At 73.7% G+C, this 13,130-nt stretch carries 8 protein-coding genes; 5 read left to right on the top strand and 3 right to left on the bottom strand.

Going from position 1 to position 13,130, the window contains the following annotated elements; translation table 11 throughout:
• The first annotated feature begins 78 nt into the window (after nt 1-78).
• On the top strand, nt 79-3,030 hold the full coding sequence (locus tag ACFY0D_RS38115) for an AAA family ATPase (protein ID WP_390802470.1): 2,952 nt from the start codon (nt 79-81) through the stop codon (nt 3,028-3,030).
• A gap of 12 nt (nt 3,031-3,042) precedes the next feature.
• Here the strand turns inward: ACFY0D_RS38115 and ACFY0D_RS38110 are convergent, their stop codons facing one another.
• The 3 genes from ACFY0D_RS38110 to ACFY0D_RS38100 form a co-directional block, all read right to left on the bottom strand.
• Complete coding sequence (locus ACFY0D_RS38110; RefSeq protein WP_390802469.1) at nt 3,043-4,617, bottom strand: ATP-binding cassette domain-containing protein; 1,575 nt, start codon at nt 4,615-4,617, stop codon at nt 3,043-3,045.
• The gene (gene lanKC, locus ACFY0D_RS38105; protein WP_390802468.1) at nt 4,614-7,301 is read right to left on the bottom strand and encodes a class III lanthionine synthetase LanKC; all 2,688 of its coding nucleotides are present in this window, start codon (nt 7,299-7,301) and stop codon (nt 4,614-4,616) included. The genes ACFY0D_RS38110 and lanKC overlap by 4 nt, the downstream gene beginning before the upstream one ends.
• Before the next feature lie 113 nt (nt 7,302-7,414).
• Nucleotides 7,415-7,540, bottom strand: coding sequence for a class III lanthipeptide (locus ACFY0D_RS38100; RefSeq protein WP_199810350.1), 126 nt, complete (start codon nt 7,538-7,540; stop codon nt 7,415-7,417).
• A 253-nt stretch (nt 7,541-7,793) separates the two neighbouring features.
• On the opposite strand from ACFY0D_RS38100, the gene ACFY0D_RS38095 reads away from it, so the two are divergent.
• The 4 genes from ACFY0D_RS38095 (at nt 7,794) to ACFY0D_RS38080 (ending at nt 12,945) form a co-directional block, all read left to right on the top strand.
• Nucleotides 7,794-10,130, top strand: coding sequence for a WD40 repeat domain-containing protein (locus ACFY0D_RS38095; protein WP_390802467.1), 2,337 nt, complete (start codon nt 7,794-7,796; stop codon nt 10,128-10,130).
• Nucleotides 10,131-10,273: 143 nt separating this feature from the next.
• The gene (locus ACFY0D_RS38090) at nt 10,274-10,948 is read left to right on the top strand and encodes a hypothetical protein (protein WP_390802466.1); all 675 of its coding nucleotides are present in this window, start codon (nt 10,274-10,276) and stop codon (nt 10,946-10,948) included.
• A 597-nt stretch (nt 10,949-11,545) separates the two neighbouring features.
• Complete coding sequence (locus ACFY0D_RS38085; protein WP_390802465.1) at nt 11,546-11,677, top strand: hypothetical protein; 132 nt, start codon at nt 11,546-11,548, stop codon at nt 11,675-11,677.
• A gap of 665 nt (nt 11,678-12,342) precedes the next feature.
• A complete protein-coding gene (locus ACFY0D_RS38080) occupies nt 12,343-12,945 on the top strand; it encodes a hypothetical protein (RefSeq protein WP_390802464.1) in 603 nt (200 codons plus the stop codon).
• Nucleotides 12,946-13,130: the final 185 nt, after the last annotated feature.

The raw sequence follows: 13,130 nt of genomic DNA, 5'->3' as shown, positions 1-13,130 counted from the left end.
CTACAGGGGGCACACGCACCGTCCCTATCGTCATCCCCGGCGGCGCCTCGGACGGCCCGCCGGAAAGGGGACGAGCCGGTGTCCATCTTCTGGCCGGCGCTGCCGGAGGACTGTACCGCCGCGGGCCCGGGCGGCGGCCCGCACCCGAGGCGAGGGGAACTCGTCGGCCGCGGAACCGAGATGGGGCAGATCATGCTCGCGCTGGCGGCCGCCCGGTCCGGTCGCGGCACGGCACTCTTCGTCACCGGCGAGCCCGGCGTCGGCAAGACCCGGCTCGCCACCGAGGCCCTCGCCATGGCCGCCGAGACGAACATGGTCACGGTACGGGGGAGGGCCAGCGCGGTCGGTTCCCCCGTCCCCTACCGGCCGCTGGTCGAGGCGCTGCTCCTGCTGTCCCGGGCCGGCCTGCTGCCCGACCCCGGGGAACTCGGCCGCTACGGGCCCGTCATGGCCCGGCTGCTGACCGGCGCCCGCAACACGGACGCCGACGCCGCCCCGCACCTCGTGGTCGCCGAAACCATGCTGCGCCTGCTCACCGCCGTCGGGGAACGGCAGGGCTGCCTGCTCGTCCTCGACGACCTGCACGACGCCGACGCCGGAACACTCACGGTCGTCGAATACCTCCTCGACAACATCGGGCACCAGCCGGCCGTACTCCTCCTCGTCACCGGATGCGCACCCGCCGCGGCGACCGAACTCGCCACGCGGGCCCGCCAGCGCGGAGCCGCCGCGGTGCTCGACCTCGCCCCCCTCAGCCGCCCCGACGTCCACCTGCTCATCGCGGCCGAGCTGCGCGTCCCCCCGGCCGAGGTCTGCCCCGACCTCGTCCACCACGCGGTCGACAGCAGCGCCGGAATCCCCTTCGTCGTCAAGGAACTCGTCCACGACCTCACCGCCCGCCCCGCCCGCCACGCCCCCGGGACGCCGTCCGTCCCGCCCACCGTCGCGGACAACGTCAGGCGCCAGGCCGGGCGGCTCGGCCCGCTCGGCGTGGAACTCCTCGGCATGGCGGCCCTGTTCGGCCGGCGCTTCGCACTGCCCGTACTGGAGCGCGCCATCGGCCGCGACCACGCCGAACTGTCCGCGGTCCTGCGCGCCGCGGTCGCCTCGTACCTGATCACGCCGGACGGGCCGGGCGCCCAGTGGTACACCTTCCGCTACCCTCTGGCGGCCGAGGCCCTGCGGGACGACCTCGGCCCGGGGGAGCGGGCCGGACACGTACGGCGGGCCGCGCGCGCCCTCACCGATCTCCACCCCGGGCTGCCGGGAACCTGGTGCGAGCACGCCGCCCAGCTGCACGAGCACGCCGGCGACACCCCCGAGGCCATCCGCCTGTACTCCGAGGCGGCCGGGCGGGCGGCGGGCGAGGGCGCGGTGGACCGGGCGGTGGAGCTGCTCACCCGGGCCCACCGGCTCGTCGAACCGGGTACCCCGCCAGAACTGCACGCCACGGTGCTGGAGCGGCTGATGGACGCCGTCGCCCGCTCGGCGCGGTTCGACCGCCTGCCCGAGCCCGCCGCCGTCCTGTCCACCCTCGGCGGCGACGGCGGCGAGCACGGCATCCCCGCCCAGCGGCGCGCCGGACTCCACGCCCGGCTCAGCGACATCGCCACCCTGACGGGCCGCCCCGCGGAAGCCCTGTGGCACCTCGACATCGCCCGCGCACTGCTCGGAAGCCACCCGGCCGACCAGTACGCCGCCCTCGTGGACCTCTCCGCCGTGCACGTGGAACTGAGCCGGCTCGCCCCCGACCGGCTGCGCACCGCCACCCGGTACGCCCACCGGGCCCTGGAAGCAGCCCAGCGCGTCGACCTGCCCGACGTGGCCTGCAGGGCCCTGCTGCTGCTCGGGCAGCTGGCCCGGGAACAGGACGAGCCGACGGCCGCGGCCCACTTCCGGCGGGCGCGCGCCATCGCCCTCGCCCGCCGGCTCCCCGTCCCGCGCATGGCCGCCGACGTGCACCTGGCCATCGTCGCCGCGAGCCACGACGGCCGGCCCACCCGGATCGAACAGGCCCGGCAGGAGGCCCTGAGCATGGGCCTGCTGCCCCTCGCCCACGAGACCGGCTTCGTCCTCGCGCTGGACCGGATCCGGCACGGCCGGTTCGACGAGGCCCGGGACCGGATCCGGGAGGCCGCCGCCGATGCCTCACGCCTCGGACTGGGCCGCCCCCTGGCCCTGCTGCGGCTCGCCGAGGCCGTACGGTACGCCCACCAGGGCCGCCGCGCCGAGATGTGCGGAGCACTGGAGCGACTGGCCCCGCTGCTGGACGCGGCGCCCGGCGTACGCGCGATGTCGTACGGGCTGGCGCGGGCGTTCTGCTCGCTGCTGGAGGAGCGCCACGAGGCCGCGGGGCAGGAGTTCGCGCAGGCCCTCGCCTACGACGCGGAGAATCCCGCGATGGGCGAGTTCGGCAAGCACGGCATCATCCTGCTCCTCGGCGTACTGGCCGGCCGCATGGGCCGGCGCCACCACGCCGAGATCACACTGGCGAGCGCCGGCGCCACCCGCTGGAACCACCAGTTCACCGGCCTGGCGCACGCCGTGCTGCTCGGCCGCGAGGGCCGCCCCGACGAGGCGACGGCCGCCGCGGGCAAGGCACTGGAGGCGGCCGAACCCTTCCCCATGGCACGCAGGCTGTGTCTGCGCCTCGTCGCGCAGTCGGCGTACGACGACGGCTGGGGCACGCCGGTCGAGTGGCTGCGCGAGGCGGAGGAGTACTTCCACGACGCCGGACTCCAGGCGGTCGCCGGAGCCAGCCGGGCCCTGCTGCGCGGGATGGGAGCGTCGGTCCGGCAACGCCGCACGGGCACCGAGCGGGTGCCGCCCGACCTGCGCCGCTGCGGAATCACCGTCCGCGAGTTCGAGGTGGCCCGGCTGGTCGCCGAACGCATCAGCAACAAGGACATCGCCGGCCGGCTGCACATCTCGCTGCGCACCGTCGAGAAACACGTGGCCAGCCTCCTGCAGAAGACCGGCCACCCGAACCGGACGGCCTTCGCCACCGCCACCCGCGACCTGGTGGCCTAGGACCTCCTGGGCTCAGGAAAGGCGGGCCGCCAGCGGGTGTCCGGCCGTCAGGGTCACCACGCGGTCGAAGCGGCCGTCGAGGTCCTCGTCCCCGTGGTGCACGACGAGCAGCGCGCGCCCGGCGGTCCGCTCGCGCAGCAGCCGGAACACCAGCTCCCTGCCGTGGTCGTCGAGGTTCGCGAACGGTTCGTCGGCGAGGTACACGTCCGCGTCCTCGCACAGGAGCGCGGCGACCCCGACGCGCTGCCGCTGGCCCGAGGACAACTCCGAGGGCAGCTGGCCGGCGGGCACGTCCAGGTCCAGCGCGGCGCGCAGCCGCTCGTCGGGGACGAGGTCGCGCACCGGCAGCGGGGGCAGGTTCACCGGAGCGGTCAGACTCGCCACCCGGGGCGGCAGGGTGACCGACCCGGCGTCGGGGGCGAGCGTCCCGGAGATGATGTGCAGCAGCGTGGTCTTCCCGCAGCCGTTGGGACCGCGCAGCAGCACGTGCTCGCCGGCGCGCAGCTCGAAGGCGTCGAACGAGACCCCGGCCACCGCGCTCTCCCCGGCTTCGGGCCCGGGCCCGTCCCCGTCGGCGCCGCCGTACACGACACGGGCTCCGCTGACCCGTACCAGCGCCCCCTCGTCGTGGTACGGGGTCTCCCGGGCCTGCCGCAGGGACTCGATCCGTTCGAGGACGGCGGTGCTCCGGCGGGCCTGCGGAATCATGTTGATGAGGTCGAACATCCCGGTCACCGCCCGCCACAGCGAGTTGACGAAGGCGAGGAAGCTGCCGAAGGACATCCGGCCGGAGAAGACGAAGAAGGCCCCGACGATCATCGACGCGGTGTCCGACAGGTTCATCACCAGGTCGCTGAGGGTCCGCTGGCGCTGCGCCAGCCGGAAGTTGACGAAGGTGATGCCGAGGAAGCCGCGCAGCGCGTCCTGGTTCGCGCGGCGCGTCCCCGGCAGCAGCGACGGCAGACCGCGCAGGGCGGGGAAGGCCTCCAGGGTCCGGGTCAGCGTGTTGACGTACCGGGCCTCCGCCTCGCGTTCGGGACCGGTGTTCTCCTCGATCCGCCTGCCGAGCCGGTTGCTCACGAACACCAGCGGCGGCACGATCACCAGCAGGACGAGGCTGGCCTGCCAGGACAGGTACAGCAGCACCCCCAGGAAGACGACCGAGGCGACCGCCTGCCGTGCGATGCGCAGGGACACGTCGACGGCGGGCAGCACCCCCTGGGACACGTCGTTGTGGATGCGGCTGACGTACGAGGCGTTGCCCGCCCGCGACATCTTCCGGCCGTCCAGGCCGAGGGCGCGGGCCAGCAGCTCCGTCTCCAGCACCAGCGTGAACGCGTTCTCGAACCGCTTGCGCCGACAGGCGATCCAGTACCCCGTGAGGTTGAGGGTCAGCCCGAGGGCGAGGTAGGTGAGGCCGAGGAAGAGGAAGCGCCGCGGGTCGGCGGTCAGGATCGCCTCGTCGAACAGGGCCTTGAGCAGCAGCGGGTGCAGCAGCGCCTCCAGCCCGCTCGTGGTGACCTCGGCGACGAGGATCACCACGAAGGGGGCCCGGTGCCCCCGCAGCGTGCGCCAGAGCTGCCTCACCGCCCGACCTCGTCCAGCAGGAAGTCGGCCGGGCCTCCCCGGTTCACCCGGTGGAGCACCCGCAGCAGGCCCGCCGAGCCGGTCAGATAGTCGGTGGAGCAGCGCAGCAGCCCCTCACCGGGCAGTCCCAGCAGGGGCGGCCGGCCCTCGGCGCGGGGCAGCCCGAAACGTTCCGCGGGCTCGAAGAGGAAGACCCTCCGGATGAAGTCGAGCTGGCGCAGCGCCGTGTCGCGGTACGACGGGTCGCCGGTGAACTCGGCCGCGTCCAGCAGCGCGTCGGCGACCCCGGCCATACCGAAGGCGTAGCCCGGCATCACCGAGTACCGGACGTCCAGGCCGCGCAGGACGGTCCGGGCCGCGTCCGTGTCCCCGTAGCGCAGCAGCACCTTCAGCACGCCCGCGGAGCCGACCTCGACGTACGGCTCCATCGTCCCCTCGTGCTCGAACATGACCGGGCCGCCGTCGTCGTCGATGGGCTTGGCGTGGGCCATCTCCCAGGCGAGTGCCTCCCGCCCGAGCCGCAGGTAGCGCGCCTCGCCCGTGATCTGGTGCATGCGCAGCAGGAACATCGCGACACCGGCCTGCCCGAAGCCCAGGCCGGTCAGCGGCTCCTTCGCGGTGAACTCGTTGAGCCAGTGGGCCTGCCCGCCGTCCCGCAGTGCCGTCTCGTACAGCGCCTGCGCGCACGCCTGCGCCGCGGCGAGGTCGCGGGGATCGTGGCCGCGCAGGAAGAAGCGCAGGTTCGTCATGCCGACCCCGGAGAGGCCGTAGTAGAAGGTGTGGTCGCCCTTCTCCACCGCCCGCTCGCTGGCCCGGGTCAGCAGCTCCCTGGCCGGTACGCCGAGCCCGAGGGAGTCGGCCGCCCAGGCGATGCCGGACAGGCCGTTCATGAGACCGTCCGGGTAGCGGGCCGGATCGATGTCCGCCAGCCTGCGGCTCAGCCAGGCGCGCCATTCGGGCCGGACCGGGACACCGCTGGAGTGCAGCGCCCACAGGACGCCGCTCGCTCCGAAGCCCAGGCTCAGCGGGTTGGTGACGTGCGCGAAGGGGTCCACGGGGAAGAGCGTGTCGCGGCCGGTGTCGGCGCTCGCTTCGACGAACGCGGCCACCCCGGCCTCCGCCTCCGCCAGGGCGAGCCGCTCCTCGACGACCGGGCGCGACGGCAGGGCCTCGACCTCGTCGAGCAGGCCGGCCTCGTCCTCCAGGGCCTTCAGCAGGCCGGTGAGGTCGATCCGGTCCCGGGCCAGGTCGGTGATCAGCCGGTGCACCCGCTCCGGCCAGCCCAGTCCCTCGGTGATGAAGATCCGGTACAGATCGAGGACGTCCTCGCGCAGGTACGACATGGCGGCGATCGGGAAGACGAAGTACGCCATGGTCGACGCGAGGGCGTACCGGTCGCCCTCCGGCCCGTACGCCTTGAAGCGGTTGCGGGAGAGGCTGAACCCCGGGGTGTAGAGCTCGACCGGCTTCGCCAGAGCGGCGTCACCGCTCTCGGCCAGCCGGCAGGCCTCCAGGTCGACGATGGTCACCTCGTAGGTGTCCGGGTCGATGAGCAGGTTCGCGGCGGTGAAGTCGGTGAGGATCACGCCGCGGTCGTGGGCGGCCCGGATCGCGCGGGCCAGCCCGCGAAAGACGGCGAGGAAGATCCGCAGGTACTCCCGGGACCGCTCGATGTCGAACCCCGGCCGCGCCAGCGGGTTGCGCTCCAGCAGCACCGAGCGGATGTCGGAGCTGTCGACGAACTCCTCGGCGATGTAGTGGTGTTCCCAGTGCCGGAACTTCGCGATCGGCGCCGGGTACGAGCCCGCGTCGGCCAGCCGGTTCAGGAACATCCACTCGCGGCCCAGGATGTCCACGGCGTCGTGGTCCTGCCGCGGGTTGATGTTGGTGTGCGGGCGGGCCTCCTTGAGCAGCACCGGGCGGTCGTCGTCCGCGGTGTCCTCGGCCGTGTACACGCCCCCGCTGTTGGAGAACTGGATCGCGCCGGTCACCCGGAAGCGGCCCCCGAGCAGGCCGTCGTCCCCCTCGTCCTCGTCGGCCGGCCGCCAGTCGTCGAACGGCCAGGGCACCCAGGAGGGGTGCGCGTGGCCCGGGCGCCGGTCGTCGGGGACGGGTCCGTCCGGTCCGAGGATCCGCGGCAGCCTGCGGCCGAGGACGTCGACGGTGTGGGTGTCGAGGAACTGGCCGTAGCGGAAGTAGAGGGCCTTGCTGTCCCGGTAGCGCAGGTCCGACAGGACGTAGGCACCCTCGACGCCCTTCAGGAGGCGGGCGAGGTCCGCCAGGCACGTGCGGAACTCGTCGTCGTCGCGCGGGTAGACGGTGACGAGCTTGCCGCCGCTGCCCCGGGAGATGGCCTTGGAGTTGAGCATCTCGAAGACGTTGAGATCGAGAGCGATCTTGAAATCGATCTCCCGTTCCGTCAGGTGGCCGATCACCGAAGCGGCGACCTCGCGTACGTGGCGGTGGCCCGACGAGACGTGGATCTTCCAACCCTGCGCCGGCAGGCTCTCGTTGTGCCGGAAGCTCCACCAGATACCGCTGCGGACGAATCGGGCCCGCACCCGCTCGTCGAACGCGGCGAGGAAGTGGTCCGCGTTCGGCTCGTAGAAGACGTCGAGCGGGTCAAAGAACAGTGTGTCGTTCCACGCGAAGAGGAAGCGGTAGACCCAGCGTTCGTTGCGCATGTCAGCCTCTGTGATCGTCCGAGGGGCCGCCGGCAGCAGCGGCTGCGGCAGCGGCCGTCGGGAACGGTGGGTCCGTGCGGGGGCGCGCCGAGCCCACGCACGGACCCGGCAGGTCAGTTCGGGTTCTGCGGCTCGCGCGGAGCCTTGCAGCAGTCGCTGCTGCTGCTCGTCAGGCTGATGGTGGCGGCAGCACTGGGCGTGACGCGGGCCTCCATGTTCTGAAGCTTGAGGACGCTCATCCGGATCACCTCCTCGAAGGTCGGGTGCGCGGTTCGCGCTGATGTGGATTCCTGGCCGGCCGATCGGCAGGTCCGACTCAACGCCATCCGTTCCGCCCGCACATGGGCGGTGGACCCGCATAATCTCCGCCCGCACCCCCCACCGGAATGCCGCCCGGCACGGGGCGGAATGGTGGTGGTCCGCACGCTCCGGCCGGCGGCACCCGGTGTGGTAAAGAAAGGCGATGTCAGAGGCGGTGTCTAGCCTCGGGGTATGTCTGAGACCTCCACGGGTGCGCCCGACGACGTGAATGCCCCGCTCGACGATCCGCGGTGGATCGTGCAGTGGGCCGACGGCCCCGTACCGGACCAGCGGCGGCTGCGACCCCTCATCGGCCACAGCGGCCCGGTGCGGGCGGTGGCCACGGCGACCGTCGCCGGCCGGCCGGTCGCGGTCTCGGGCAGCCGGGACAACACGGTGCGCGTCTGGGACCTCGCGACGGGCGAACAGCTCCACGAACCGGTCACCGGCCGCACCGACCCGGTGTCCTCGATGACGGCCGAGGTGCTGTCCGTGGCCACGGCGGTCGCCGACGGCAGGCCCGTGGCCTTCAGCCTGCACGGCGACGACGCGGTCCTGGTGTGGGACCTGGCCACCGGCCGGGCGGCCGGGGAGTTCGTCAGGTTCGTGGAGAGCGCCGCCCTGGACGGGCGCCGGGTCCTCCTCACCCTCGGGGCCGACGGGACCCTGTACGTGGGGGACCTGCTCACCGGCCGCCGGGTCGCCGCCTTCCCGTCGGCGGCCGGCCTCGCGATGCTGGACGGCCGCCGTGTCGTCCTCACCGTCGACGACATCGACGTGGACCGGACGGTGCGCGTATGGGACCTGGGCACCGGCGATCAACTGGCCCGGTCACTGGCGGTGGTGCGGACCGCCGCCCTCGACGGACGCGAGCTCGCCGTCACCGCCGGGGAGCCGGACCAGGAGGAGCAGCGGCTGTGGGACCTGGCCACCGGTGAGCAGGTGGAGACCCCCTCGGCCGCCGCGGCCCTGTCCGGCGGCGAGGACCGGCCCGGCGTGACGGCCCTGACGGTGGTGCGCGGACGTGTCGTCGCCGTCGGCCTCGACGGCGAGGAACCCCGCTTCATCGGTCCTCTGGCCGTCGCCCGTCAGAACGGCGCCCTGGTACGGACCCGGGCGCGGGAGACCGCGGTGCTGGACGGACGTACCGTCGCCCTCACCGCCGAACCGGACGGCGCCCTGCGCATCTGGGACCTGACGGACGACCGGCCGCGCGTGAACGGCATGCGGGTGATCGCTGCCGTCGGCGCGAGCGGCACGGCGCCGGCCTTCCCGCCCGGCCCGGAGCAGGACGCGGACCTGTGGCGCCGGCTCTCCGGCCGCGGGACCGGCCCTTCCGGCAGCGGCGATCCGGTGCTGCTCACCGTGGAGCAGGACGACACGGTGGTGGTACGGGACCGCGCCACCGGAAAGCCCGTGGGCCCGCCGCTGACCGGCCACACCGGCAAGGTCTGGGACGTGGCCACCGCCGTCGTGGACGGGCGGCCCGTGGCCGTCACGGCGAGCGCCGACCACACGCTCCGGACCTGGGACCTCACCCACGCCCACGCCGCCGCCCACGCCGCCGCCCACGCCGACGCCGCCGCCCACGCCGACGCCGGCGGAGACGGTCCGGCCCGCACCGGTCACACCGGAACGGTCTCGGCGATCACCACGGCCGTTCTCGACGGGAGCCCGGTGGTCGTCACGGCAGCCGCCGACCGCACCCTGCACCTCTGGGACCTGACCACCGGTCAGCCGGTCACGGCCCCCGTGACCGGCCTGGAGGGCGAGGTGACCGCCATGGTCGCATCGGTGGTCGACGGGCGGCCGGTGGTCGTGACCGCAGGCTCCGGTGACACCCTGCACCTGCTGGATCCGGTGGGCGGGGAACACCTCGGCGAGCCCGTCACCAGCCACCACGGCCGGGTGCTGGCCCTGGCCGGCGCGACCCTGGACGGCCGGCCGGTCGTGGTCACGGCCGGCGCCGACCGCACCGCGGCGATCTGGGACCTCGCCACCCGGCGCCTCGTCGGCGAACCGCTCACCGGCCACACCAGCAGGGTGACCGCCGTCGCGACGGCGGAACTGGCGGGGCGGCCCGTCGCGGTCACCGGAAGCTGGGACAAGACCGTACGGCTGTGGGACCTCACCACCGGCCGGCAGATCGGCGAACCCCTGACCGGCCACACCGACTGGGTGACATCGGTGGCCACCACGCTCGTCGACGGCAGGCCCGTCGCGGTCAGCAGGAGCCGGGACAAGACGGTGCGCCTGTGGGACCTGGCCACGCTGCGGGAGACCGGCGAACCCCTGACCGGCCACACGGATCCGAACGGGCCCCTGGTCGTCACCGTCGGGGGCACCCGGCCGGTGGTGGCCATCGGCCAGGGTCAGGCCGTGCGGTTCTGGGACCTCGCCACGGGGCGGGAGGCGGGGACCGAGTACGCGCTGCCGCTCCCGGCGGCCGCGCTCGGGGCCGCGCCGGGCGGACGGCTCGTGGTCGCCTTCGGCCCGGAGGTCACGGTGCTGCGCCCGGCGGCAGGTTGACTCAATCGGACCGTACCCCTCCGGTAGGTCGGGAGAATCTCAGGAGCAAGAGGCGGTGATCGGCCGTACGGGCGGGGGCGAGTGAATCCGCCGCTGACGTACGGCGGTTCACCGATCCCCCCAGTACCGTGAAAGGCACCACGATGACCACACACCGCGTCAGGCGTTACGCGGCACGCACGTTGACCATGGCGGTCGCGGCCTGCGCCGTCGCTGCGGCGACCACCCTTCCGGCATCCGCCGCCGACCAGCCGACCAGGCAGCAGCTCATGGCGGACTGCGCCTCGGGCGAAGGCAAGTGCACCTTCAACTCGCCCCAGCTCGGGGAGGCGTACCTGGGTGGGTTCCGCCAGGTGTCGAACTCGCTGTTCAACTGCAGTACGTCGGACGCCACCCAGTCGATGACCTGGGACGACACGGTCGGCTCCACCGACTCGCTGGGCGTCTCCGTCACGGCGGGAGGCAAGATAGCGGGCATCGTCGACCTGAGCGTAACCGCGAGTTACAGCCATAGTTGGTCGAGCAGTCATTCGGAGAGCAGCTCGCTCAACATGACGGTGAAGCCCGGCGAGGTCGGATGGATCTCGCGCGCCCAGGTGATGCAGAAGGTCTCCGGTACCTGGCAGACCCACTACGACAGCCCCAAGTGGAGCCACTACTACTGGTTCTTCCAGGACACGATCACCAGCCCGGCCAAGAACGGCACGGACGGCAAGAGCAACGCGGTGGTGGTCAAGAGCCGCAAGATGACGGCCGCGGAGAAGCGCTCCTGCACCGCCGAGGGCCACCAGGGCCACACGTTCGTACAGTCCCGCTGAACGATCCCGGCCCCGCCCCGCTCCCCGGGGCGGGGCCGGTACGGCACGGGCCGCACCCGGTTCGGGGGCGGCCCCCCCCGCGGGCATGCCGACGGGGTCGTCGGGCCCGGGGGGCCGGTCCGGCGACACCACGGCTTCCGTCTTCGGCCGGCGGACCGGGCAGCCCCCGGCCGTCCGCGGGAGCGAGGAGCTCCATGCCCGACGGGACGACGACGGCCGACGAGGTACCCGACCCGGCCCGCGAGGCCCGGGAGGCCTTCGAACTCAGCGGCCGGCTGGTGCTCTCCGGCCGGTACGAAGAGGCCCTGACGACGACGGACGAGGCCGCGCGGCTCTACCGGGAGCGGATGGCCGACGCCCGGGCCGGGCGGCTCGAAGCCCTGGGTGCGGCCGCCTCGCTCGCCTACGTCCTGGTGTTCCGCTGTGAGGCGCTGTCGAAGCTCGGGCGGTGGGAGGAGTGCCTGCGCACCGCCTCAGGCCGTGTCCCTGAGCCGCACGCAGCAGGCCGACGCGCCCTTCGCCGCGCCGCTGGGCGCCACCCTGATGGGCCTCGCCACCGCCCTGTGAGGACTCGGCCGCCCGCAGGAGGCCCTCGCGATGGCCCGGGAGGCCGTCGGCCTGTACCGCAGGCTCGCGCGCGCGGACACCGCGTACCGCCCGCAGCTCGGCAACGCGCTCAGCCTGCTCGGCGTGGTGCTGTCCCGCCTGGGCTGCACGCCGAGGCACTGAAGGTCACCAAGGCGTCCGTCGCGCTGTACCGGCGGCTGACCTCGGCGGATCCGGCCGCCCACACCCTCGGGCTCGCCCAAACCGTGAACAACCTGGCCCGCCGCAGGTCGGCGCGCAACCACAAGCGCCGGGCCCTGCGGAGCGCCCAGGAGGCCGTGCCCCTCTACCGGCAGCTGGCGCGGGCCAACCCGGCGGTCCACCGGCGAGACGTGGCGATGGCACTCGGCAACCTCGCCCGCACCCACTTCAGCCGGGAGGCGTCGCTGGCCGCCGCGGAGGAATCGGTCGCCATCCTGCTGGCGCTGGACCAGGGCGATCCCCGCGTCCACGGGCGCGCTCCTCGCCGACGCGCTCTCCCTGCTCGCGGCGGCACTGGCGTTCCACGCGCGCGTGCGGGCCGAGGCCGGTACCGACGGGCTGCGGGCGCTGGCCCCGCCGCCCGGCTGAGGGAGCTTTTAGTCGACGTTCATCAGGGTGTCAAGTCCCGAGTTTCCGGAACATGACCCGGATGTGGCCCCCGGGGCTTACTTGTGGTGCGGGCCTCACCGGAAACAAAACGAGGCAGACGAGAGAAACGGAATACCTCTTCTTTCGTCGACATCACCGCAGCGTCCCGGAAATCCGGGCACGTCATACACCCCCTCTTGAACCTGTAGGAGAAAGTCATGAACCGCAAGATGCACACCAGCAACGTTGTCCGTCCCAGCCGTCGCGGTTTCCGTGTCGCCACTCTGGTCGCCGCGGCCGCTGTGGTCACAGGAGGAGTTGTGCTTCCGGCGTCCATGGCCTCGGCCGCTCCGGTGGCTTCCCACGTCGCTACGGCCCTCCCGAACGGTGGGGGCGCCGGAGGTGACGGTGGCAAGGGCGGTACCGGCGGTCTCGTCGGTGGCGCCGGTGGTGCCGGCGGCTCCGGTGGCGGCAGCGTCCTGGGCACCGGCGGCAAGGGCGGTAACGGCGGTACCGGTGGAGACGGCTTCCTGGTCGGCGGCGCCGGCGGCGGTGGCGGCGGTGGCGGCGATGGCCGCATCGGTGGCGCCGGCGGTAACGGCGGCGACGGCGGCTTCGGCGTCCTCCAGGGCGGCAACGCCGGTGGCGGCGGCGGGGGCGGCGACGGCTTCCTCAAGGGCGGCAAGGGCGGCAACGGCGGCGACGGCGGCTTCAGCTTCTTCAACGGAGGCAACGGCGGCAAGGCCGGAGACGGCGGCCTCGGTGGCCTGATCGGTGGCGCCGGCGGCAACGGCGGCGCCGGTGGCGGCAGCCTCTTCTGACCGCTCACCGCAGTACCCGGCTCAACGGGGTGGAGGCCTTCGGGCCTCCCGGCCCCGCCCCCCCCCCCCCCCCCCCCCCCCCCCCCCCCCCCCCCCCGCCGCCCCCCCCCCCCCCCCCCCCCCCCCCCCCCCCCCCCCCCCCCCCCCCCCCCCCCCCCCCCCCCCCCCCCCCCCCCCCCCCCCCC

The organism is Streptomyces sp. NPDC001502, from assembly GCF_042894785.1.
GTDB classification, from domain to species: domain Bacteria; phylum Actinomycetota; class Actinomycetes; order Streptomycetales; family Streptomycetaceae; genus Streptomyces; species Streptomyces kutzneri.
Note: the sequence above shows the minus strand (reverse complement) of the source record. Positions and strands in the feature narration are given on the sequence as shown.